Raw genomic sequence first — 24,226 nt, 5'->3', positions numbered from 1 at the left:
CCGTAATTGCGGTTATACATTGTTGCCAACAGTATTTTATTCCGTTATTAATTCATTCGGAACTTCATAAGTCGCAGAATATTGTAAGTTTTTTCCACTTTTTTTGAATTCCGAAAATGCTTCTCTGTACCAATTCGGGTCATTTGGTTTTGCATCAATTTGTTCGTGAACTTTAACTCCATAAAAATCGCCGTTTAAGCAAGGTTCAATTCCGTAAATCCCAATTCCATATTTTTCCACTCTGTCAAGAACAATTTCAAAGTCAGATTCAGAAAAGTAATTTATAGATTCAAAGTCGAATCCGTCATTCAGGTTTTTCAGTCCAATGAATATTTTTGATTTTAGAAAATCTTCTTTTTTCAATTCAATATTTTTACTTTCTTTATTCAATTCTGTTTTGATTTCGCTTTCTGATTCTTTCTGTTTTTCGTTTGCACAACTTATAATTAAAAGACTAAATATAGTTATGAAAACTGTTTTTTTCATATTGTTGGCAACGGTTTTGTATAACAATCAGTTACGGATTGGTTTGAAACTAAGATAGCTAAAATTCCCGACTTTTATGCTTGCGCGGTTGTGTCCGCAGGACACAAAGCCGCAATTGTTGTTATACGTTGTTGGCAATAGTATTTTTAATTATTATTTCGTTTAGTTTTTGAGTGTCAGATTCCGCTATTTCATTCAAGTCAAACGAGACTATTTTTCCGTTGTCTTTAGTTATTATTAACTTTTTTTCAGTCAATTCAGTTTTTTTGATTTGGTCAAAACTCAATGATTTTCCACTCCAAGAGTTGACTCTGATAACAGCTCCTTTTTTATTCCATTGAACATAATTTTTATGCCAAAACATTTTACTGTAATAAATCACTTGAAGAAAAAATCCACTAGCACTTAATCCTTTATTCAATTTTGGGTTTTCAAACTCGAATAACTCTAAACCTCCTGTCAAAATGAGAATCAGAGAAAGGATTAGAATAGTACTCCAAATCCAATTTTTCATATTGTCAAAATGTATTTTTTTCATTTCCATCTGCGTTCGGTTTATATTATTGCCAACGGTTTTGTGTAAGCGTCAGTAACGGGAAAGTGCGCGAGTACTTTCCGCTGACGCAACCAAGTTAATAAAAAGGCGAGAATTTTCGGTAGAAAATTCCGCCGTTATTGCGCTTACACGGTGTTAGGCAACGTATTTTATTTATAGTATTCAATTTCTCTTTTTACTATCCTTAAAGGTTTACTGTTTTTATACTCAATTTTTTCAATCCAATTATTATTCTTGTCATATTTGAATTTGTATTCCCAAATATCTTTTGTTTCTCCATCACTTGTATTTACAGCTTGCACAATTAAATCTCCATTTTCATTAAATTTTTGATTTTGAATAAGAGAATAGTCGCTTTCTCCAAACTCACTTTCGGATTCTTTTAGTTTACCGTTTTTAAAGTAAGTGTTTTTTACCGTATTATAACTTGAATCATTCTCAATGTTGTATTTTCCAAGTATTAAGTTTTGATTTTTGTCATATGTAAACTCGTTTTGATATTTTAAAGTGTCCCAAGTACTATATTCAATAACTTGTTCTCTTACTTTTAAGTTTTTTGCATTAAATGTTCTATCAATTAATTTAACAGGTATGTTCTGATTTTTAAATTGCTTTTCATTAATTACATTGTTGTTTTGGTCATATTCAACAACATAGGTTGTCAAAATTGTGTCATTTTGGATTGTCAAGTTTTTTATTGGTCTAACTTTTTTGTCGCGTTCTATTTTGTGGATTCTTTTGAAATTTTTTCCTGATATTATAACTTGTTCCAAGCTGTCGCTTGAATTATAGAAATACTGATAATCGATAACGCTTCCTTTTCCGTAATTGTCAATTACTTTTCGTTGAGTCAATTGATTATTTTTATCGTAAGTGTTTATTATTTCATCGCTTACTTTTCCATTTGCCAAAAACTCTTTTGAGAAAGTTAAATTTCCAGTTTTATTAAATTCCAATAACTCATTTCGGTCAATTGAAATTCCGTTGATTTTTTCGCCAATTTTGAAAGTGTCTTTTTCGGGAATTAGATTAAAAAGTTCTGACTTTACAGATTTTACTTTTCCTTTAAATCCGTATTCGGAAATATGGTTTTCCCTATCCGATGAGTTTGTAGATTTTGAACAACTATGGACTGAAAGACAAATTGTTATTAATATTACGATTGCTTTTTTCATATGTTGCCTAACGGTGTTGTATAGCCGTCAGTTACGGACTAAATATACGAAAACTTTGTAATAAAGCACGGACTTTGGCAATTTCGAGTGGATTCGGACGTAGTCGAATCCGCCGTAATTGCGGTTATACATTGTTGGCAAACGTATTTTTTATTTTCAGGTTCAACTTACTTCCAATTTGGTCAATTCCGTTTATTTCCAATTCATTTTTTCCGATTTCTGATTCCAAGTAATAATAATCAAATTGTTTTATTGTTTCGACTCCGAAATTTGATAAGTCAATCGAAATCAGCTCACTTTTAAGTTCAAAATCATTATTTTCTTCAACTGGTAAAATCCGTTGTAAAAACACTCTGTTGTCAAATTCAGCTATGAAATCAGAAAAGATTTTTCCTTCCAGAAAAGGTAATTCCGGAATGCTTTTCAATGAGTAAATTGGGTCTTCATCAAGCCAATCCATTTCTTTTTTGCTCAAAAATATATTTGAAGGTTCAGACTTTTCAATTTTCAAATTTTCGTTTTCAATCAGAACAGTCCATTTTAGGTCTTCAAATTTGTTTTCTTTTTGAAATGGTTTTACAAATAAGTAATCAATTCCATTTCCGATTGCCCAAATTGGGACAAAAATTATGAGAAAAGGAATCATAATAATAATCAGCAAAATTTCAACATACCAAGGATTTTTCCCTATGTTGAGTTTTCCTTTAACTTCGCTTATTTCAATTGAAAATCGTGAGTTCATTATATGTTTGCCAACGGTCTCGTATAACCGTCAGTTACGGGATTAAAGATAATGATTTTCGGTTAAGAACTGACGTTAGCAATTCCGAGTGGATTCGGACGTAGTCGAATCCGCCGTAATTGCGGTTATACATTGTTGTAGTGCGTTATTTTATTCAATATTACTCGTATAATTTCCGATTGCTTTTAATTCCGCAATTCCATCTTCTTTTTCCGCTAATGATTTTAATTCTCGACAAAAGACATCTATAGCGTTCGGTTCAATAATTAATTCCATTGAGAGTTTGTCCTTTTCTTCTTTTCGGTATTCAGTTGATACATTTTCTTCCATTGTGATTAGAACTCCACATTTTCCAGTCGGTCCAATCTTATAAAATTCCATTTCGAAATATGCGTAACTGTCTTTTTCTCCGCAAGAATGAGAGACTTTATCTTTTCCAAATGGGAAACCATTCAGTTCGTTTACAAATCCGAGTAAAGATTCAGATACTTCATAAACTTCTGTAATTCCAGAATATCGTCCGTTATTTGCTGAAATTCGCATTTCAAACATATCGTCATCTTTCCAGATTACCTCAAATTTTAAATTTCTATCGTTCATTTGCTCTAATGCACTACAACGGTCTCGGCTATGAGTAGTTGCGTGGGTTAGAACTTAACTTTGCAAGTACACACCAAACTGAAAATCCGCGAGGATTTTCAGAAGTAGGCGAGAACAAGCAATTACTTATAGCCATTGTTATGTGCAGTTTTTATTTGTCATTCCACTGCATTATATTAAGTTCAATAATATTAGATTCATTGTCGAAAATCACAATATTTTCTCCGCTATTTGTAGTTTGATTAGTTATTGCTTGAGTTTCCCAATTACCTCTTGTTATTTTAAATTCAATCGGATATTGAACCTTTATCTTTAGCTCTCTTTCCAATTCTTTTGTTTTGTTCATTTTTACTTGTGAAGGGTTCCAACTTCCTAAATTATCTTGGTTTCCTACAATGTATACTTCATCGTCTGCGTTTAAAGTTTTTATTTTAAAAGTTACTTCTTTGAAATTTCCATTTGGTTTATATGGATTTTGTTCTATGAATTTTTTTAATTCGGTTAATGAAAATATTAAAGAGGGCAGAAACCCATTCCAATGTCCATTATCTGGAAATTCTTTGATTATTAAATTCTTCTTTCTTTCACTTTCCAAATTATCGGCGAATTCTTTGACTTTTTCGAATGCTGAATACCATCTTTCATTTATTGAAAAGTATTCGTCTGCTTGACTTATATATATGAATTTATTTTTACTTAATACATCTGAATTTATAAAATCGTTTGCGAGCCGATTACTATCGTATGAGAAATTAGGTGAAATTGCAATTACACCATTCATAAATTCTGGATTTGAAACAATTTTGTCGAGAGCAAAAGAAGCACTCATTGAATGTCCAATAAGATATTTTCTATTGGTTGTCCTAAATTGATTTTCAATTAATGGTGTGATTTCAGTTTTTACAAATTCCCAGAAGTTTTCGGCATTTGGATTTAAAACGTTATAATTTTCGATATCTACATTTATTGGTTTAGGAAATAAATCGTTGCTTCTGTAATATTCCAATTCAGGGTATGCTGGTGATGGAATGCCAACAACAATAAATTTTTTAGTTCCCATTATAAAGCTTAACGAGGAATGGACTAAATCAAATAATTCACGATGTTGTGAGTCAAAAACGTAAACTACGTCAAAGGAAACCAAATCTCTCTCGTTATATATCCAAGGCGTATAAACTAAAATATTGCGATTTTGATTTAAAATTTCAGATTGGATTTCGACAGTCTGAATTTGAGCAGTTTCTTGGCTGTAACTAAAACAAACAGCGAACAGAAATATTAGTAGGATTATCTGTTTTCTTAAATTAATTAGTGTTCTCATAATTTTTGTCTCAAATTGCACATAACGGTTTTGGTATATGGAAAGTAGGGCAGTAGAAAGCTGTAAACTTTCAAAGTTGCACTGAGCCAAAGCGTTGTATTTTGTTTTTATCTTATTCATTTTAAAAGCCAAATCAACGATTTGGCGGTGTTGGTAAATAGCACTGAACTTTCGTTAACCACCGATCGCCCTATTTGCTATATACAGTGTTGTGTGGCGTTTTTTATTCATTTTTCAGTTCTCCAAGTAAGTAAACATCTCCAGAGTCGAATCCAGCTCCAAAATGTAAACTATCTCGTCTCTTTTCAGTTTTAAATAGTCCAAGTTTTTTGTCCTGATAAGTTAGCAGTCTGCCCTTCAAGTCCCTTAGAGAATTGAGAACAAGTAAATTTAAAAGTCCGTTGAAAACCAATACTTCATAATCTCCGCTTAGTTTCTCATTGCTCTTTATCATTACGTCTATTTTGTCAAAGTCGGCAAGTAAAACATATCGTCTGTTCGGGAAATATTCTGTATCACAAGCCCAGTCTTCGTCTTCGGAAGGTGTCAATTTTGAACCAGCAATGTAGGCAGTCGTTTTTTCTTTACCGTTATCAATCTCTGGAAACGACATAGTTGCAAGTCCGAAATAAATGGACTTAATATTTTTCGGTATTGGTTCTTTTTCAATCACTTCTATAAGCCAGTCATCGAACTCTTTTTTTAACCTGTCTGTATCAATGTCTAAGGAAGGCAGGTCGTTGTCGGTCAAGACCTGCTTAATCTGATCATAACCGCTGCGGATGTCTGACTTATTATTTATTAGTTCTTTGAGTACTTTATCTACTTGTTCCCAATCCATTTTCTGTTTTTAATGCCACACAACGGTTTTGTTTATCTTTCAGTTGTGGGAATTGGAAAATGAAGATAGTAAAAAGAAATGACTTTGACGCGTAAGCGTTCGTGTCCGTAGGACACGACACCACGATTGAAGATAAACGTTGTTGCCTAATGTGCTTTTGCGTTTTGCTTTTAACGACCACTTTATCGTTTCTGATTTTCTTTGTCAACTAAGTTTTAATATTCTTTTGAAAACGAATTTCAGTTTTAATTTTTCTCCGCAAAGATTTTAAAAATAGAGTAGTGCTAAGAACTTTTTATCCGCAACAATTTATCGTTTTCGGTTTATCGAGTTTGAGTAAGTTTTTCTCCTGAGTTCAAATTTTCTTTAGGATTTTTAATCTTCTCTGCGCAAAGTTTAGCGATCCAGTTTTGCATAATCAAAATCCGTTAAGTTTTTAAAATTTCAATTTTCGGATTGAAAATAGATTTTGAATAAATTAATAAAGCTGAGATTTAAACCGCTGATTCTGGTTTCGCATATTTGGCAACTCGTTATATGCGCACTAATATACACATTTAAACAGTCTATTTTCCGGATATCGTGACTTTTTTGTCTGGATAACTATAATTCTTTAATCCCTTAACAGTAGCATCTAAAGGATTACTTATACGCATTAAATCCTCCTTAGCCACATGAGTGTATATCATAGTAGTTTCAGCTTTTGTATGCTCTAATAAACTCCAAACAGATTTAAGATATAAGTAATAGATTTATAATTTTTTTTAGTCTCTAGATTAATTTTTTAAGAAAACACTTATCTTTATATAAACAATGTCTCATTTTAAATGTTTGTAAATATGGTGGTTATTCGTGGTAAAGTCCCTAAGTTAATTGTGTTCTTGTTGTTATGTGTTATGTTTTCGTGCAATCAGACAGAATATCCTAAGCTGTCTTTATCAGATTCAATTCAATACAATCACGGTCAGATTGTTTGGCATGATTTGATAACTCCTAACCCCAAGCAGGCTATGGATTTTTATTCAAACCTTTTTGGATGGACATACAAATCGCTTGGGAAAGGCGATATGGCTTACCATGTTATTTATAGAGGAGACAATGCTATTGGAGGGATTATCCCTTTAAATGTAACAACACACCCTTCAGGTGAATGGTTGAGCTCTGTTTCTGTTCCTGATGTTGATAAAGCGGTGAAATACAATACTTTTAGAGGAGGGAAGACGTTGTTTAAACCTGCCGATTTTAAGGGTAGAGGTCGGTCTGCTCTCGTTCAAGATCCGCAAGGTGCTTATATAGCCTATATATATTCAGAAAGTGGAGATCCTAAGTTTCAATTAGCTGATAATTCATGGCTTTGGAACGAGCTTTGGACCAATGATATTGATGGTTCGTTGGCGTATTATAAGGGAGTGGCTCCTTATGAAGCAACGGAAATTGAAGAAGAAAAGGTGCCATATTTTATGATGAAATCTGGAGATCAGAAATTGTGTGGGGTTATGAAAAATCCGGTGAATAATATGAGGTCTGCTTGGCTGCCTTATATTAAAGTAAGTAACGTAGAGAGTGTTTCTAAGAAAGCAGCTTCTTTAGGAGCAAAGATTATGCTTAAGCCGCAGGACAATATTAGAAATGGTGCTGTAGCTATTATTCAAGATCCTAACGGCGCTCCTTTTGCTATTCAAGTTTGGAACCAATAATATTAAAACGTCTTAAAATGAAAATAAAAAAAATCTTTTCGGTTCTTGTTGTTGTGTTATTTTTATTGCTTTTAGCTGCGTGTGGTTCTGCTCATACTAATGTAGGGCTTAATATGCACTTTGGTCCCAATGGGCCTCACGTGTCTCCTCATGTTAATGTTGATTTTTATGGAGGTGGGCGCCACTAAATATTTGCTACACCTCAGGTATGAGTAGTGCGGACTTTGAAAGCCAAAACTTTTAATCTTCTACAATTGGTAGCTAAAGCTATGTTTTGTGTTTTTTAATTTAATCAATAATAATGTCAAAGTGACGCTTTAACAAGGTGTAAGTGGAGCATTTCTATTATCTTTTTAGTTCACATTTCGTATAGGTTTTATTGTATGCAGTTTTTCTTTTTATTCATTTTCTGAAAAGTCCTATTTATATCAGTTTTTTAAGAGGAGTTTCCAAGTTAATTTCGTTTCCTGCTTCAATTTTGTATTCTCAAGCAGTAGACTTTAGAATAGGGTGTTTTTGAATAGTCTTAATTTTAGTTAAGTCTACTTTTATATAAAATCAAGAGAATTTGTTACTATGTGTTTTAATAAAATGCTCTATTTTTAGGGTATGAAACCACCCAAGTTTACATGTCTCTTTTTCTGTTTGTTGCTAATTTCAGGTTCAAGCTATGGTCAGTCTTTGTCCGATAGTTTATCACATTACTATAATGTGGTGAAAACCTCAAAAAATAATAATCAGCTTGTTAAAGCCTATGAATTTTATAGGGCTTATGTTAACCAATCAGAAGAACAAAATCAAGTACAACATACGGTATATGGTTATATTAATTTAGCTATTGTTCAAAAACGCCTGGGGGCTTTAAACGATAGTGAGCACTCTGCCGTACAAGCACTACAATTATTAGACAAGCAGCACGGGAAGTGGGCAAGCGATTATAAGTTGCGACTATACAATCATTTAGGAAGGGTTTATAAAGCTTTGAATAGTCCTAAAGTTGCTTTAGAGTATTATTATAAAGCTTTAGAAGTAGATACGTTTTCTGTAGGGAAAAATATTATAAAAAATAATATAGGAACAATATATATAAAGCAAGGGCATTACGAGAAAGCAATAGAAATATTGCAAGATGCCTATCAAGAAGGCTTAACGTTAAATGATTCCAAGAATAAAGCCAGAATATTAGGGAATTTAGGCGAAGCCCTATCTAAGCTCAACGATACCACTGCCATAGAGAAAATAAAAAAGTCTTTACTTTTAAGAAAGCGACTAAACGATAAACCAGGCGTTTTTACAGCCTACAACCATCTTCTAAAACATTACGTTTATCATAATAACATAGAGGTAGCCAAAACATATCTAGATACAATGTTACAAATGGCGCGTCAGTCACAAAAAACAGTTTATTTAAAGGAGGCGTTGTCATGGTATGTTAAACTTAACAACGATAGTTTAGTGACGCAATACGGACAACTGTTGGATAGTATGAGATCCACACAGTTAGCTGCTGAAAACAAATATATTGCCAGAAAATATGCCTACGAACGTCAAAAACGTATCGCTAAACAACAAGAGTTAATTGCAGAACGCCAAAAACGCTTAAAAACCATCTACCAAGCTATAGGTGGAATTGTTATTGTTGTTGCGATAGCAATTTTGTTGATTTATCGTGAAAAACATAAAAAAATCACGCTAAAAAATATTTATCAAACCGAAACAAATATTGCCAAACGTGTTCATGATGAAGTCGCTAATGATGTGTACAAGCTTATGGCAACCATTCAAAAAAAACCAGAAGAAGATGTGTTAGATAATTTGGAAGCGATGTATTTTAAAACCCGTGATATTTCAAAAGATTTAGGAGAAATTAATGTTAGCGAAGACTATACAAATACTTTAGAAGATCTTATTCTTAGCTTTCAAACGACTCAAGTTACTATTCTTGTAAAAGGACTTTCTAGTATGTCATGGGAATCATTAGCGAATTATAAAAAAATAACCCTATATCGCGTGTTGCAAGAACTATTAGTTAATATGCGAAAACATAGTCAAGCCACTTTAGTGGTGTTAAACTTTACTCAGCAAGGAAAAAAAACTAAAATAACCTATACCGATAATGGTGTTAGTGGAAAGGTTAAAGCAGGTAACGGACTTCAAAATGCGGAAAACCGTATAAAAAACTGTAACGGAACATTTACTTTTGATACCAAGCCAAATGGTGGTTTTAAAGCTGAAATATCTATATAAATGTTTAAAAAAGTATTAGTAGTTGATGATTTAATGAGTATTAATCTAGGTGTTAATGCTATGCTGAAGAACGGATACACACAAAACGTTGTGTATGCACATTATTGCGATGACGCTATATTAAAACTAAAACGCGCCGAGCAAGAAGGCGATCCTTTCGATTTGCTTATTACAGATTTGTCCTTTAAACAAGACCATAGAGAGCAAAAACTAAAAAATGGTGAAGACCTTGTAATGACTGTAAATATGACTTGGCCAGATTTAAACGTTATTGTCTATTCGGTAGAAGATAAAATTCAACGTATACGGCGTTTAATACATCAGTATCAGGCTAAAGCTTATGTTTGTAAAGGGCGGTATGGTCTTAAAGAGTTAGAACAAGCAGTAGAGGCTATTAACCAAAACAAAACGTATCTTTCGTCAGCCATAGAAATGGCAGTCAATGGGCAAGAAGTTAACGAAATAGATGATTTTGATATATTGTTATTAAACGAACTAGCATTAGGGCTTAGTCAAGATCAAATTAGTAAACAATTAAAAAAGAAAAATGTTACACCAAGTAGTTTAAGTAGTATAGAAAAACGCTTAAACAAATTAAAAATACAATTACAGGCTAATAATTCCATTCATTTAGTGGCTATTGCAAAAGATATGGGAATAATTTAATGATGTTACGGAAACCCGTAAGTATTTATTAATTAAAGTCTATAGATTTGTGTAACTATTAGTCAGTTAAAGGGGGCAAAATAGTAAGCGCTATTCGTAATTTACGGAGGCGCTTTTTTTATGGAGTAATTATATTAGAAGTAACTTTTAATAAGAGTTTGATTTTTGTTTATATAACTTTTGGGTTAAAACTTTCAGTAATTCAGGTAATATTCTCAGTAATGAAGATAGGTTAAATTGATTTGGTCTATTTAACTTTGCACTTCTAATAAATTTAACCCAAACGATATGAAACGCTTTTTAAAAATCTTATTGGGTATTGTATTACTTATATCTTTAATAACTGTTATGATACTTAACCAGTCAAAATTTGGACAACATCCTAAAGGCGAACGTTTAGAACGTATTAAGAAATCCCCAAACTATAAAGACGGATCATTTAAAAATTTAAGCGAAACCGCTGTCATGACCTCAAATAAAAGTACAATAGGTGCTATGTGGGATTTTATGACTTCAAAAAAACAAAAAGTAAAACCTGTAGATGATTTACCATCTGTTTCAACTGATATTAAAGGGTTAAACGAAAAAGAAGATTTATTAATCTGGTTTGGGCATTCATCCTATTTTATGCGATTAGATGGAAAAACATTTTTAGTAGATCCTGTGTTTTGTGGATATTCGGCACCGTTTTCTTTTATGAACAAATCCTTTAAAGGAACTAATAATTATGGTGTTGAAGACCTTCCAGATATTGATTATTTAATAATTTCTCACGATCATTGGGATCATTTGGATTACGAAACAGTATTGAAGTTAAAGCCTAAAGTTGGTCAAGTGGTTTGTGGATTAGGTGTTGGTCAGCACTTTGAATATTGGGGTTATGAAGTGTCTAAAATTAATGAACTAGATTGGTTCGAAGCTATCGAATTTGAAGGCGTGAAATTGACAGCAACACCAGCACGTCATTTTTCAGGAAGAGGTATCAGGCGTAATAAAAGTTTATGGGCATCTTATGTGTTAAACACAAAAAGTAATAATATCTACATTGGTGGTGATAGCGGTTACGATACATTTTATAAAGACATAGCTGCTAAATATGGTCCTTTTGATTTAGCAATTATAGAACAAGGTCAGTATAGTGAAAATTGGAATCAGATTCATTTGCTGCCTAGACAATTATATCAGGTAGCAGAAGAGTTGAGTGCACAAAAACTATTTCCGGTTCATAATTCTAAGTTTACACTTTCAAATCATCCTTGGTATGAGCCTTTAGATGAAGCACTATCTAATAAAACTGAAAGCGTTTCTTTGGTAACACCAAAAATAGGTGAAGTTGTAAAACTAAAAGATAGTACGCAAGTTTTTGAAGCTTGGTGGAAAGATTTAAAATAATTTTACTGCCTTATATTGTTAAAAGATCGTTAACGGAATGCTGGGTTTTAGGTTTGAATTTCTTAACTTTGCTTTATGGGAACAAAAACACAACGTTCGGTATCGCCTTTTAATAGTGAGTTAAAGCTTAAAGGCTTTAATGTCTTTAGAATAGAAGAAGATAGTAGTGCTACTAAAATTTACAGCCGCAAAGATTTTTATAAAATTTGTCTAACTACAGGTAAGAGTATAATTCATTATGCAGATAGGAGTTACGAGCAGGAAGGAACAATTCTCTTTTTTGGGAATCCACATGTGCCATACTCTTGGGAAACGCTTTCTACAAGTTATGTGGGTTACACCTGTTTGTTTTCTGAAGAGTTTTTGCAATTGTCTGAGCGTACCGATAGTTTGTTGCAATCGCCTTTGTTTAAATTAGGTGGAACACCAGTTTTAAAAATAACAGAAGAACAGCGTTTGTTTCTGAATAGTATCTTCGAGAAAATGATGCAAGAGCAACAAACGGATTATTCCTTTAAAGATGATTTAATTAGGAATTACATTCAGTTAATTCTACATGAAGCCATGAAAATGCAGCCATCAGAGAAAGCCGAAAAACATGCCAATGCTGCGTCACGTTTAACATCGGTGTTTTTAGAGCTTCTTGAACGTCAATTCCCTATTGAGACAGCAGATTCGCCATTAATGCTTACCACAGCACAACAATATGCCGATCAATTATCGGTTCATGTTAACTATTTAAATCGTGCTGTAAAATCGGTTACAGGAAAGTCTACGTCTACACATATTACAGAACGAATAGTTAACGAAGCTAAAGCGTTGTTGCAATATACCAACTGGAATGTGAGCGAAGTGGGTTATGCGCTTGGATTTGAGTATCCTACCTATTTCAACAACTTCTTTAAAAAGCAAACGGGGCTAACCCCAAAAATGGTCCGAATACAATAAGTTTGAATTTTATAATTTTTGATTTGATTTTCGTTATCTGGTAACAGGGTAGTGAAAGTATCTTTGTACCATAGATTTGAAGTTGAAGATATGAGTGCAAAAAACAGCAATAACATTTTTGAAAGAATACTATCTGGTGAAGTCGTACCTTTTAGTGATCCAGAATATTATAAATTACCCGAACAGTCAGAGCGTGCTATAGCAATTTTGGTAGATTTAAATGCATCTAAAACTATTGAAGATATTAGACAGCATTTAGGCAAACTTATCCAAAGCGAAGTTGATTCTACTACAACTATATATACACCTTTTAGTGTCAACTATGGGAAAAATCTAAAACTTGGTAAGAACATATTTATAAACCAAAATTGTCAAATTTTAGATTTAGGTGGAGTTACTATTGATGATGATGTCATGGTAGGTCCAAGAGTTAATCTTTTATCCGAAACACATCCGATAGAGCCAGAATCTAGAAAAGCTTTGATAGGAAAACCAATTCATATCAAAAAAGGAGCATGGATAGGTGCAGGATCAACAATATTACCAGGTGTTACTATAGGTAAAAATGCTATTGTAGCAGCCGGAGCTGTAGTATCTAAAGATGTGCCTGACAATACGGTTGTGGGAGGTGTTCCTGCAAAAATTATAAAAAACATTTAAGAGAAATAAAATGAAAAAGAGAAGTTTAGTATTAATAGCAATGACCATGACGCTTTCATTAACGAAAGTGTCTGGTCAAAATTTAAATGAAAATCAAAAAGAAATGAGTACAGAAAAAGATCAGTATACTTTTGAATTGAGTGAACATGTAACTCGCGAAAAAGTATCATTTAAAAACAGATATGGAATTACTTTGGCTGGTGATTTATACAGTCCAAAAAGTAAAGAAGGAAAATTACCAGCATTAACAATTAGCGGACCTTACGGTGCTGTAAAAGAGCAAGCTTCAGGTTTGTATGCTAATCAAATGGCAGAGCGTGGATTTGTAGTATTAGCTTTTGATCCATCTTATACAGGTGAAAGCGGCGGCGAACCTCGTCACGTAGCTTCGCCAGAAATCAATACAGAAGACTTTAGCGCAGCGATAGATTTCTTAGGCTTACAAGACAATGTTGATAGAGAAAAAATAGGAATAATTGGTATTTGTGGTTTTGGCGGCTTCGCTTTAAATGCTACAGCAGTTGATAAGCGCGTAAAAGCCGTAGCAACTACAAGTATGTACGATATGTCTAGAGTAACCGCTAAAGGATATTTCGATTCTACAACGCCAGAGCAACGCTCAGAAATGTTAGAGCAAATGAGTCAGCAAAGATGGGTAGATGCAGAAAAAGGAACTTCAGAATTATCGGGACAAGGCTTGCCAGATTCACTTTCGGGTAACGAACCAGAATTTGTAAAAGGTTATTTTGATTATTACAAAACAGATAGAGGTTTCCATCCACGTTCTATTAATTCTAATAGTTCTTGGACAAAAACAAATGCGTTTTCTCTAATGAATATGCCAATTTTAACGTATATTGAAGAGATTTCCCCAAGACCAATACTTTTAATAGCTGGTGAAAATGCGCATTCAAAATATTTTAGTGAAGACGCCTACAAAGCAGCTCAAGAGCCAAAGGAACTAATGATTATTCCTGGTAAAGTTCATACAGATTTGTACGATCAGTTGGATGTAATTCCTTTTGATAAGTTGGAAACATTTTTTACGGAAAACTTAAAATAATACAATATGGCTCTAAATATTTAGAGCCATATTTTTTTAATAAAATATAAAATGGGACTTGCCATAAAATCTTTAGTTCAACTTTCAGTTTTAGGCTTGTTTTTAAGCTTTTTAGCATTAAAAGCTGAATTTAAAGAAGATGTTGTGCAACAAAAAACTATAAAAGATATGAAGCTAAAAATCACTTTTTCTAATGTAGAGCTTACAGCTACTATATACGACAATCCAACATCAAGAGATTTTATTTCTATGTTGCCCATAACAACAGAATTAGAAGATTACGCCAGTAACGAAAAGATTTTTTATCCAGAAGAAAAACTTACAAAAGAAGGCGCGCCTTCAGGGTATGAGCCAAAAACAGGAGACATCACATATTATGCACCTTGGGGAGATGTGGCGATTTTTTATAAAGATTTTAGCTATTCTACTGGGTTGATTAGTTTGGGTAAAATAGAAGGTGATGGTATTAAAAAGCTGAAAAATATGGGAAATCAAAAAGTGACTTTTGAATTGTTAAAGTGATAATTCAAATAACATTTAAAAAAGAAAAACATGAAAGTAATAATAATAGGAGCAAATGGAAAAGTAGGGAGACGGATTGCCGAAAAAATGAGCCAATCAGAACATTTTGAGCCTACTGCTTTTATTAGAAAAGTTGAGCAAAAAATATTTTTCGATTCAATAAACGTACCCGTTATTATTGAAAGTCTAGAAAATACCCAAGATGCTATTGCAGAGTCTATTAAAGGGTTTGATGCAGTTGTGTTCTCTGCAGGTTCAGGTGGTGCTACAGGTTACGATAAAACTATCGAAATTGATTTGTATGGAGCCATTAAAGCAATTCATGCTACTGCACAAAGTAATATAAAACGGTTTATCATGGTAGGTGCTGCATTTTCCGATGAACCTTCCTATTGGACACAGCCAGGAATGAAGCCATACTACATTGCTAAGCATTTGGCAGATGCAGAATTAAAAAGAAGCAGATTGGACTACACGATTCTACGTCCAGTAAGGTTGACGGATAATGAAGAGGTTGGTAAGGTTAAAATGGTATCAGATCCATATTTGCTCAAAAAACTCATTCCTAGAGCTGCTGTAGCTGAAACGGTCTTGCAAATATTAGATAACAGCTCTACATTCGGTAAAGTCATAGAGATGAGTGAAGGTCCTTCTTGTATTAACGACGCAATTAAGCAATTATCATGAGAGGTTTGAATTTCATAACTATCGGTTTGAATTTTTTATATGACTTAGGAATTTAATATGTAAATTAGTAGTGCCAATTTATGTTGGTTAAATAACTGATATTAAGTGGTTTTGTTGGTTTTCTTTTTCTGATAAAAATTCACTTTTAATAAACTTAAGAAATTAAGTAGGTGTTCTAAATTAATTCAAGGGTTCTTTAATCTTAATAAAATGTTAAATCGATTAAAGGAAATATAATCACAAATTCAATAACAAAACAATTAAAAATATGAAGCATATCAAATTTTCCTTTTTAGTATTGACCGTATGGTCCCTAGTTTTTTTTCAAAGTTGTAAACAAGCATCTGAAAAGCAAGAAGAATTGACAAATCAAACAGAAGCGAAGCCAGCAACTAAAAATCAGGATGTTTCTGATTTGAATTTCATCTTTCCAAAAGGTCAAAAAGGATCTGATAAATTTTTTACAGGCAACGCATACAATTATGGAATAGTGATGGATACAACGTTAACCACCATTGTGGGTAATGTGTATTTCGAACCAGGAGCAAGAAGTAATTGGCATACGCATCCAGCAGGTCAAATTTTAGTCATTACAGACGGAGTTGGGTATCACCAAATAGAAGGAGAGCCAATTCAAATCATTAAAAAGGGTGATGCCGTAACATGTCCGCCAGATACTAGACATTGGCATGGAGCAAGTAAGGATAAAGGTCTTCAGCAAATGTACATTGTGCCAAATATTGAGAAAGGTATAGTCAATTGGATGGAGCCAGTAACTAATGAGCAATACAATAACCTATAAACTTTTAGATATGAAAACTCAAGACAACCAAGACGGCAAAGGGCAATCTAGAAGAAATTTCATAAAACAATCAGGTACTGTTGGCGCAGGAATGATGTTAATGGGATCGGTTCCGTTGTTTGCAAATTCTAAAAATGAAGAAGAAAAAGAGATAATAGACATGACTAAAAATATAAAAACTAAAGGCTACGCAGCCAAAGACGAATCAGGGAAACTAAGTCCATGGGAATTTGAACGAAGACCAGTTGGAGATGATGATATTTTAATCGATATCAAATTCGCAAGTATCTGCCATTCCGATATACATCAAGAAAAAGGGCATTGGGGAAAACAACAATATCCGCAAGTGCCAGGACACGAAATTGTTGGTGTTGTTGCTGCTGTAGGAAAAAATGTAACAAAATTTAAAGTAGGCGATAGAGCAGGTGTTGGTTGTATGGTTGATAGCTGTATGGAATGTGATAGCTGTACACACGGTGAAGAACATTTTTGTGAAAGAGGTCAAACATTGTTCACTTACGGAAACAAAACCGAAGCAGAACCGACAGGAATTTCGCAAGGCGGGTATTCAGACAAAATAGTGGTTAGAGATCATTTTGCAGTTCATATTCCAGAACACATTAGCTTTCAAGAGGCAGCGCCATTGTTGTGTGCGGGTATTACAACCTATTCCCCATTAATGGATGCACAATTGAAAGTTGGTGAAAAAGTTGGTGTTGCAGGTATTGGTGGTTTAGGGCATATGGCTGTGAAATTAGCAGTATCTAAAGGTGCGGAAGTTTATGCATTTACCACATCGGCAGATAAAGTAGAAGATATTAAATCTTGGGGAGTAAAAGAAGTGATTGTGGTAGATGAAGCATTTAAAAACATGCAGGCTTACTCTAAAACCTTAGATTATATGATTTGCACCATTCCGTATCAATTCAATGTTACGCCATACGTCATGTGTTTAAAACCTGGCGGAACGTTTACGTTTGTTGGTATGCCAGAAGGTTCAGAAATCACGATTAACAACTTAATGTTAGCGTTTGCAAGAGTTAATTTTAACGCATCATTAATTGGTGGTATTCCAGAAACTCAAGAAGTAGTTCACTATTGTGCAGATAATGGTGTTAAGCCAAGTATAGAAATTATAGATGCAAACCAGATTAACGACGCTTGGGATAAAGTAGTTAACAAAGAAGCAAGATACAGATATGTTATCGATGCTTCAACATTTTAAAAAATAGTAAAGAGAAAATGAAAAGTAAAAAGTATATCTGGATTCACGTTGTAGTGGCATTAATTGTTTCACTTCAATTAAATGCACAAGAAAAAAGTGAACCAATTCCAGCAGTTGGATTAGCTATAAAAGCAGGATCTAATTTTGAAAGAATTGATTTTAATCGTCATGCAGTTGGAGAAAACGACATAGAAATAGAAATCCTTTACGCAGGTATATGTCATAGTGATTTTATGGTAAGAGGAGCGCATCAACACGTGGTTCCAGGACATGAAATTGTTGGACGTGTAACCAAAGTAGGAGATAAAGTTACCAAGTTTAAAAAAGGTGATTATGCTGGTGTAGGCTGTATGGTTAATTCTTGTGGGCATTGTGAGTATTGCGAAGCAGGAAAAGAACAGTACTGTAAAGAGCGAACCGTTTTTACTTATGGATCTCCAGATCGTTTTCATGATGGTCAAATTACCCAAGGAGGATATTCCAATATCATTACGGTTTCAGAAAGGTTTGGTATAAACGTTCCAAAAAAAGCCGATATTAAGCGTGTAGCACCTTTAATGTGTGCTGGTATTACAACTTGGTCTCCAATAAAGTTTAGCGATGTAAAAAAGGATGATGTTGTTGGTGTCGCAGGTTTTGGTGGTTTAGGCCATATGGCTGTGCAATATCTTGTAGACCTAGGGGCAAAAGTAACTGTTTTTGATATCACAGATGAAAAAGAGACAGATGCCAAACGTTTAGGCGCAGAACGCTATGTAAATGTAGCTACAACCAAAGATTTCTCAAACCTTTCAGATACGTTTGACTTTATTATCAGTACGATACCAGCAGATTATGACCCTATGATGTACGTTAAAATGTTAAAAATGGGAGGTGGTGAATTGGCATTTGTTGGTTTACCTCCTAATTCAAACATTTCAATTTCTCCATTTGTATTACAATCAGCACATAGATATGTATACGGTTCGTTAATAGGAGGTATTCCTGAAACACAGGAAATGCTAGATTATTCTGTGGCAAATAATATTTATCCAGAAGTAGAAATTATTGAAGCTAAGCCAGAAGAAGTAGATAAGGCTTATGAAAAAATAGATGCAGGCGAAGTAAAGTTTCGCTATGTCATCGATATGAGAACAATTGAAAAATAATTCAATAAAAAAGAAAAAGAAATGATTACAAAAGAAACATATAAATTAAATAACGGAGTAGAAATTCCTAAAATAGGTTACGGAACTTGGATGATTGACAACGATGCTGTTGTCGATGCTGTAAAAACGGCAATCAATGTAGGTTATACACATATCGATACAGCACAAGCTTACCAAAACGAAGAAGGTGTTGGTAAGGCAATTAAAGAAAGTGATGTAGCAAGAGAAGATTTGTTTGTAACAACAAAATTAGCGGCAGAAGTAAAATCTTATGACGAAGCTGTAAAATCGATTGACGAATCTTTAAAAACCATGGGTTTAGACTATATAGATATGATGATTATTCATAGCCCAAAACCTTGGCAAGAATTTCAAAACGAAGACAGATATTTTGAAGGAAATCTAGAAGCTTGGAAAGCTTTAGAAGAAGCCTACGAAGCAGGAAAACTAAAAGCTATCGGAGTTTCAAACTTCAAAAAAGAAGATTTAGATAACATTTTAGAAAATGCAAAAGTAAAGCCACAAGTCAATCAAATTTTGGCGCACATCACAAATGTGCCAACAGATATGATCGATTATGCTAAATCTAAAGACATTCTTATCGAGGCCTTTTCTCCCATAGGACATGGCGAGTTGTTCAAGAACGAACAAGTAGCAGAAATGGCCAAGAAATATGGAGTGTCTATTCCTCAATTGGCGATTCGTTACGATTTGCAATTAGGATTGCTTCCATTGCCGAAAACTCAGACTCCTTCACATATGAAATCCAATGCACAAGTAGATTTTGAAATCTCAGCTGAGGATATGGAAGTACTTAATAATATGGAGGAAATCAAAGATTATGGAGAAGCAAGTTACTTCCCTGTATTCGCTAAATAAATTTAAATGATAAAATAATTATAAAAACATACATAATGAAAGTTTTTAAAAATGGAGAGATTCCATCAATGAAAGGCCCAGACGCATGGTTCACTGGCGATGTAATCGTTGACCCATTATACCAAAATATCGAAAATGTAACCAAAGGGGCAGCAGCTCTAGTAACCTTTGCTCCCGGAGCAAGAACAGCTTGGCATACACACCCTGCCGGACAAACCTTAATTGTACAATCAGGATTGGGTTGGATACAAAAAGAAGGTGGACCCATCGAAGAAATTAGACCAGGAGATATCGTTTACTTCGAACCTAATGAAAAACACTGGCACGGAGCCTCTGCAACCAAAGCTATGAGCCACATTGCAATTCAGGAAGAAGTAAATGGTGAAGTGGTAACTTGGATGGAAAAGGTGTCAGATGAGCAGTACTCTAAATAAGCGTGTTTAAAGTCCATGAAGCTCTGTTGAAAAATGAATTCTGTTAAATACTGAAAAATATGTCAAAAATTTTTATAACAGGATCAACAGATGGTATAGGCTTCTTGGCAGCTAAACAATTACTTAAAGAGGGACATGAAGTGTATTTCCATGCACGAAATGAAAAACGTGCTAAGGATGTAAAACAGAAACTTGAAAAAGAAGTAAAGGTTCTTGTAGCTGACCTCTCTGATATAAATCAAATCAGGCGGTTGGCTCGAGAACTGAATGAGTTTGGACCATATGATGCTATCATTCACAATGCAGGAGTAATTTCAGTGCCATCCGAAATAATGTTTACGGTTAATGTTATAGCTCCTTATTTGCTGACTACACTGGTAGAAAAACCCGAACGTCTCGTTTACTTAAGCTCTAGCATGCATCGTAGCGGAAATACTTTCAAAGGTAATTTAAACATCCAGAATGTAAATTACTCTGATTCAAAATTGTACATCACTACATTGATGAGTGCTTTCGCTCGACAATATCCTGATATGTACATAAATGCTGTAGATCCAGGATGGGTACCTACAAAAATGGGTGGAAGTGGTGCGCCAGACGATTTGCAAAAAGGGTATGAAACACAAGTGTGGTTGGCGACCAGTCAGGATAGAGAAGCCTTGGTTTCAGGAAAATACTTCTATCATAAAAAACAGCAAAATACAAATTCAATTGTAGATAATATAGCTTTTCAAGAAAGACTGATTGAAGCCTGTGAAGCATTTATTAAAGAATAAAATTTTAACACAAAAAAACATGCCACATATAAAAATAAATCTGTTAGAAGGAAAAACAGAAGCTCAAAAACAAGAGCTAACAGATGAAATCATTAAAGTAGCAAAAAAGGTTTTGGATTATGGTGACGATGCTTTTTCGGTAGCCATACAAGACTACACTAAAGAAGAATGGAAAGGTGATGTGTATCCAAACCAAATTATAGCTGAAGAAAAAAAACTATATAAAAAACCTGGATATAAATATTAAAATAAAAAAACTATGGAAAATAAAGATAAAGTAGTTGTAGTTACTGGTGCCGGAGCAGGCATTGGAGCTGCAACATCAAAAAAATTTTTAGACAACGGATTTAAAGTTGTACTAAGCGATTTAAAAGTAAGCAATGTAGAACCAGTAGCAGAAAGCTATGATAAAGATCAGTATCTACTATTAGCAGCAGATGTTTCAGATGAAGACGCTGTAAAGAATTTGGTTTCGAAAACTATAGAACGATTTGGTAAAATAGATGTGTTAGTAAATAACGCAGGTGTTTATGGTGAAAGTGAATTTACCGAAGGCACAACTGATGAGTGGAATAAATTATTAGGTGTAGATTTAAATTCGGTTTACTTTACAAGTAGAGAGATTATACCACATTTAAAAGACACTAAAGGTTGTATAGTAAATGTGTCTTCTTTATCTGGTTTAGGAGGTGAAGATGGGCATCCAATTTATAACGCTGTAAAAGGTGGTGTAACCAATTTAACAAGGTCTTTGGCGGTTAACTACGGTAAATTTGGAATTCGAGTAAATGCAGTCTGTCCAACATTTGTAAATACCTTATTAACCAAAGAAATGTTGAAAAACGAGCACACAGTAAAAAAGGTTTTAGATCGTATACCATTAAACAGAATTGCAGAGCCAGAAGATATAGCTAAAGCAATTTACTTTTTAGCAAGTGATGAAGCTTCGTTTATTTCTGGTGTTAATCTTCCAGTTGATGGAGCGGTAAATGCTTCTAGTGGTCACCCATTAAATGTAGGAAGTTACGAGTAAATAATTATGGAAACATTAAATGAAAAAGCAATAGAAATGATTTCCGAAAGGAATGATTTTCATATTGCACCTTATAGAGAAGATGGTGAAACTTTTGGAACCCTAACATGGATTTGGGTGGTTGAGGTAGAAGGTAACCTTTACGTTAGAGCTTACAATGGAGTAAATTCGAGATGGTATAAGTCGGCTTTATCTCAAAAAGCAGGTAAGATTAAATCTGATGGTACCGAGTTTAAAGTGCAGTTTCAACCTATTTCAGGAGAAATAAACGATAAAATAGACGAAGCTTACAGAACAAAATATAATGGTAGCCCATATTTGCAATCTATGATAAGTGATAGGGCAAAAGCTGCAACAGTGAAAGTTTATTAAATGAAAGAAAAACAACAGGGATTATTAGCGATTTTAACGGCTAATACAATTTTTGGATTAAATATTCCTGTAACTAAAGCATTGATGGACACTTGGATGACACCCATGGGTTACACAGTAACTCGGATGTTTTTTGGTGTCCTCATTTTTTGGTTTATAGGTTTATTTCTGTCAAAGGAAAAAGTTAATAAAAAAGACTTTCCTATAATTTTTGTTGGCGGATTAATGGGCTTCATCGGAACACAATTTTTGTTTTCCCAGGCATTGCAATATACATCACCTGTTACTTTTTCTTTGTTGATGGCGCTTACACCAGTGGTCGTACTAGCACTATCTACTATTTTTTTGAAAGAAGTAGTATCAGTAAAAAAAATAATTGGAATTCTAATTAGTATTACTGGCGCTATTCTAATTATCGTTTTAGGTGATTCGGATGGTAGCGAATCGGGTAATGCATTTTTAGGTATATTATTCTCGGTTTTATGTGTGTTTTGTTATGCTGGTTATTTGGTTATGACAAGAAAAGTATCCATGAAATACCAACCTGTTACTATTGCAAAATGGATGTTTTTGGTATCTGCTCTGGCAGCATTTCCTTTTAGTTTTTCTGAATTAGACCATCAGGTTATTTTTTCAGGTGAATCAAATCTTATGGCTTATTCTTTTCTGGCATTTGCATTATTATTTTCTACAACTTTAGCCTTTTTCTTAATGCCATATGCACTAAAACGATTAGAAGCAAGTACAGTAAGTATCTTTATGAATTTACAACCAATTATTGCATCTATAGTTGCTGTTGTGGTAGGGCAGGACTACTTTACTTGGGATAAGCCTCTGGCTGTTATTTTAGTTGTTATTGGGGTGTATATGGTAACTTATAAAAAGAGGTCGGTAAAGGTTTAAATTAAATAACTAGTTTAGTTTTTCGATAAAAGCTTACTTCTTTTTAAAAATCCACTTTCTAAAAATTAAAATACCATTGGTTATCTTTTTTCTTTTTGAAAGTGTGACTGGAATGCCTAAAGTGGCTAATAAAGCAATAGCAGCCGATGTGCCAAGTGCGCCACCATATCCGTTAAAAAAATGACTTGCATTTAGGTAAATAATACTAAACAATATACCAGCAATAATTAACCAGCTATAATGTGTTATAGCTTTGGAAGATACCATGCCAATAAAAGAAGCACCAATAAACGCAGGTGGGATATTTTGAGTTAAGTAATTGTTGAGAATGTCTGGAAACCAGAAAAAGAATAATCCCACAGTTAAAGAGAGTAGTGCAGATGCTCTAACGGCTCCCTGTTTTAAATGCTCGTTTACATAAAAAGTAAGTGTAGCGCCTAAAATTCCGGTTATGATAATAATTAGGGTATTCATTTTAAAATCCAATATATTAATGATGCAATAACAACGCCTGCAAAAGCAATGGTTCCTAATTTGCCTCCAATACCTAAGAATAGATTTTTTGAAAGTAATAAAAGCACGCCTGCAAAAATTCCAGCAGATAACACAAATCCTATAGATGGTGCTATTTCAGTACTAGACATGCCTATAAAAGTGCCACAGTAAATAACAGCGGGGAGCTTTTTTAGGTAACTAGACGATTTGTTTATTATTGGCACGAACGATGCTATTGTGCCTACTGTACTCGCCGAGATAACACTTCCTAAACCCGCATAAATATTTAGGGCATAACAGGCTAACGCACCAATAGGAACCCAAACAACCACTAAAAGTTTGTCGTAGGCATGTTTTTCATGATGTAGGTCTAACTCTTTGTAGGCAAACCACATAATACATGTGATGGCAAGAGTTATCAAAGCTATATCTATAGCACCTGTGTCGTATTTTTCTTTTACAATCATGGTTAAAAACACGGTTTGTAAAACTAAAAACAGGATAATTACAAAAAACCTAATGGCTTTATGTTTTTTCATACAGTGCAGTTAATTTT

At 33.8% G+C, this 24,226-nt stretch carries 29 protein-coding genes; 19 read left to right on the top strand and 10 right to left on the bottom strand.

Going from position 1 to position 24,226, the window contains the following annotated elements:
• Positions 1-36: 36 nt before the first annotated feature.
• The 8 genes from R3L15_RS09495 to R3L15_RS09460 form a co-directional block, all read right to left on the bottom strand.
• Entirely contained in the window at positions 37-486 is a 450-nt protein-coding gene (locus R3L15_RS09495; protein ID WP_338731347.1) for a hypothetical protein, read from the bottom strand.
• A gap of 121 nt (positions 487-607) precedes the next feature.
• Entirely contained in the window at positions 608-1,030 is a 423-nt protein-coding gene (locus R3L15_RS09490; RefSeq protein WP_338731346.1) for a hypothetical protein, read from the bottom strand.
• 161 nt (positions 1,031-1,191) lie between these two features.
• On the bottom strand, positions 1,192-2,217 hold the full coding sequence (locus R3L15_RS09485) for a hypothetical protein (RefSeq protein ID WP_338731345.1): 1,026 nt from the start codon (positions 2,215-2,217) through the stop codon (positions 1,192-1,194).
• Positions 2,218-2,341: 124 nt separating this feature from the next.
• The gene (locus R3L15_RS09480; RefSeq protein ID WP_338731344.1) at positions 2,342-2,959 is read right to left on the bottom strand and encodes a hypothetical protein; all 618 of its coding nucleotides are present in this window, start codon (positions 2,957-2,959) and stop codon (positions 2,342-2,344) included.
• A gap of 150 nt (positions 2,960-3,109) precedes the next feature.
• Positions 3,110-3,559 (bottom strand): hypothetical protein, encoded by a 450-nt coding sequence (locus R3L15_RS09475; RefSeq protein ID WP_092471267.1) that lies wholly within the window; start codon positions 3,557-3,559, stop codon positions 3,110-3,112.
• A 151-nt stretch (positions 3,560-3,710) separates the two neighbouring features.
• Complete coding sequence (locus tag R3L15_RS09470; protein WP_338731340.1) at positions 3,711-5,000, bottom strand: alpha/beta hydrolase-fold protein; 1,290 nt, start codon at positions 4,998-5,000, stop codon at positions 3,711-3,713.
• A 103-nt stretch (positions 5,001-5,103) separates the two neighbouring features.
• The gene (locus tag R3L15_RS09465) at positions 5,104-5,721 is read right to left on the bottom strand and encodes a hypothetical protein (RefSeq protein WP_338731339.1); all 618 of its coding nucleotides are present in this window, start codon (positions 5,719-5,721) and stop codon (positions 5,104-5,106) included.
• Between the two features lie 566 nt (positions 5,722-6,287).
• Entirely contained in the window at positions 6,288-6,410 is a 123-nt protein-coding gene (locus R3L15_RS09460; protein ID WP_338731338.1) for a hypothetical protein, read from the bottom strand.
• A gap of 138 nt (positions 6,411-6,548) precedes the next feature.
• Between R3L15_RS09460 and R3L15_RS09455 the strand changes: the two genes are divergently transcribed.
• The 19 genes from R3L15_RS09455 (at position 6,549) to R3L15_RS09365 (ending at position 23,175) form a co-directional block, all read left to right on the top strand.
• Positions 6,549-7,418 (top strand): VOC family protein, encoded by an 870-nt coding sequence (locus R3L15_RS09455; RefSeq protein WP_338731337.1) that lies wholly within the window; start codon positions 6,549-6,551, stop codon positions 7,416-7,418.
• 609 nt (positions 7,419-8,027) lie between these two features.
• Entirely contained in the window at positions 8,028-9,665 is a 1,638-nt protein-coding gene (locus R3L15_RS09450) for a hypothetical protein (protein ID WP_338731336.1), read from the top strand.
• Positions 9,666-10,331, top strand: coding sequence for a response regulator (locus R3L15_RS09445; RefSeq protein WP_338731335.1), 666 nt, complete (start codon positions 9,666-9,668; stop codon positions 10,329-10,331). It abuts the gene before it with no gap.
• A gap of 288 nt (positions 10,332-10,619) precedes the next feature.
• Positions 10,620-11,723, top strand: a complete 1,104-nt coding sequence (locus R3L15_RS09440; RefSeq protein ID WP_338731334.1) for an MBL fold metallo-hydrolase — start codon at positions 10,620-10,622, stop codon at positions 11,721-11,723.
• A gap of 75 nt (positions 11,724-11,798) precedes the next feature.
• On the top strand, positions 11,799-12,671 hold the full coding sequence (locus tag R3L15_RS09435) for a helix-turn-helix domain-containing protein (RefSeq protein WP_338731332.1): 873 nt from the start codon (positions 11,799-11,801) through the stop codon (positions 12,669-12,671).
• 51 nt (positions 12,672-12,722) lie between these two features.
• Positions 12,723-13,331, top strand: coding sequence for a sugar O-acetyltransferase (locus R3L15_RS09430; protein ID WP_338731331.1), 609 nt, complete (start codon positions 12,723-12,725; stop codon positions 13,329-13,331).
• A gap of 103 nt (positions 13,332-13,434) precedes the next feature.
• On the top strand, positions 13,435-14,394 hold the full coding sequence (locus R3L15_RS09425) for an alpha/beta hydrolase (RefSeq protein ID WP_338734131.1): 960 nt from the start codon (positions 13,435-13,437) through the stop codon (positions 14,392-14,394).
• A 51-nt stretch (positions 14,395-14,445) separates the two neighbouring features.
• Entirely contained in the window at positions 14,446-14,916 is a 471-nt protein-coding gene (locus R3L15_RS09420; protein WP_338731329.1) for a cyclophilin-like fold protein, read from the top strand.
• A gap of 30 nt (positions 14,917-14,946) precedes the next feature.
• Positions 14,947-15,603, top strand: a complete 657-nt coding sequence (locus tag R3L15_RS09415) for an SDR family oxidoreductase (RefSeq protein ID WP_338731328.1) — start codon at positions 14,947-14,949, stop codon at positions 15,601-15,603.
• Positions 15,604-15,871: 268 nt separating this feature from the next.
• Positions 15,872-16,405 (top strand): cupin domain-containing protein, encoded by a 534-nt coding sequence (locus R3L15_RS09410; RefSeq protein ID WP_338731327.1) that lies wholly within the window; start codon positions 15,872-15,874, stop codon positions 16,403-16,405.
• Positions 16,383-17,630, top strand: coding sequence for an NAD(P)-dependent alcohol dehydrogenase (locus tag R3L15_RS09405; protein ID WP_338731326.1), 1,248 nt, complete (start codon positions 16,383-16,385; stop codon positions 17,628-17,630). The genes R3L15_RS09410 and R3L15_RS09405 overlap by 23 nt, the downstream gene beginning before the upstream one ends.
• A gap of 17 nt (positions 17,631-17,647) precedes the next feature.
• Positions 17,648-18,778: an NAD(P)-dependent alcohol dehydrogenase gene (locus R3L15_RS09400; RefSeq protein ID WP_338731325.1), complete on the top strand. Its 1,131-nt coding sequence runs from the start codon at positions 17,648-17,650 to the stop codon at positions 18,776-18,778.
• A 21-nt stretch (positions 18,779-18,799) separates the two neighbouring features.
• Entirely contained in the window at positions 18,800-19,657 is an 858-nt protein-coding gene (locus R3L15_RS09395) for an aldo/keto reductase (protein ID WP_338731324.1), read from the top strand.
• Between the two features lie 68 nt (positions 19,658-19,725).
• Entirely contained in the window at positions 19,726-20,091 is a 366-nt protein-coding gene (locus tag R3L15_RS09390; RefSeq protein ID WP_338731323.1) for a cupin domain-containing protein, read from the top strand.
• Between the two features lie 59 nt (positions 20,092-20,150).
• Positions 20,151-20,867: an SDR family NAD(P)-dependent oxidoreductase gene (locus tag R3L15_RS09385; RefSeq protein WP_338731322.1), complete on the top strand. Its 717-nt coding sequence runs from the start codon at positions 20,151-20,153 to the stop codon at positions 20,865-20,867.
• 19 nt (positions 20,868-20,886) lie between these two features.
• Positions 20,887-21,114, top strand: a complete 228-nt coding sequence (locus R3L15_RS09380; protein ID WP_338731321.1) for a tautomerase family protein — start codon at positions 20,887-20,889, stop codon at positions 21,112-21,114.
• A gap of 12 nt (positions 21,115-21,126) precedes the next feature.
• Positions 21,127-21,900, top strand: a complete 774-nt coding sequence (locus R3L15_RS09375) for an SDR family oxidoreductase (protein ID WP_338731320.1) — start codon at positions 21,127-21,129, stop codon at positions 21,898-21,900.
• A gap of 6 nt (positions 21,901-21,906) precedes the next feature.
• The gene (locus R3L15_RS09370; RefSeq protein WP_338731319.1) at positions 21,907-22,272 is read left to right on the top strand and encodes a DUF2255 family protein; all 366 of its coding nucleotides are present in this window, start codon (positions 21,907-21,909) and stop codon (positions 22,270-22,272) included.
• Positions 22,273-23,175, top strand: a complete 903-nt coding sequence (locus R3L15_RS09365; RefSeq protein WP_338731318.1) for a DMT family transporter — start codon at positions 22,273-22,275, stop codon at positions 23,173-23,175.
• A gap of 33 nt (positions 23,176-23,208) precedes the next feature.
• Here R3L15_RS09365 and R3L15_RS09360 read toward each other — a convergent pair whose 3' ends face one another.
• Together R3L15_RS09360 and R3L15_RS09355 are read right to left on the bottom strand one after the other, a co-directional pair.
• Positions 23,209-23,649: a hypothetical protein gene (locus R3L15_RS09360; RefSeq protein WP_338731317.1), complete on the bottom strand. Its 441-nt coding sequence runs from the start codon at positions 23,647-23,649 to the stop codon at positions 23,209-23,211.
• Positions 23,646-24,209, bottom strand: a complete 564-nt coding sequence (locus tag R3L15_RS09355) for a hypothetical protein (protein ID WP_338731316.1) — start codon at positions 24,207-24,209, stop codon at positions 23,646-23,648. The genes R3L15_RS09360 and R3L15_RS09355 overlap by 4 nt, the downstream gene beginning before the upstream one ends.
• Positions 24,210-24,226 lie beyond the last annotated feature (17 nt).

The sequence above is a fragment of the Mangrovimonas cancribranchiae genome (genome assembly GCF_037126245.1).
Taxonomy (GTDB): Bacteria; Bacteroidota; Bacteroidia; order Flavobacteriales; family Flavobacteriaceae; genus Mangrovimonas; species Mangrovimonas cancribranchiae.
This window is presented reverse-complemented; position numbering and strand designations above follow the sequence as displayed.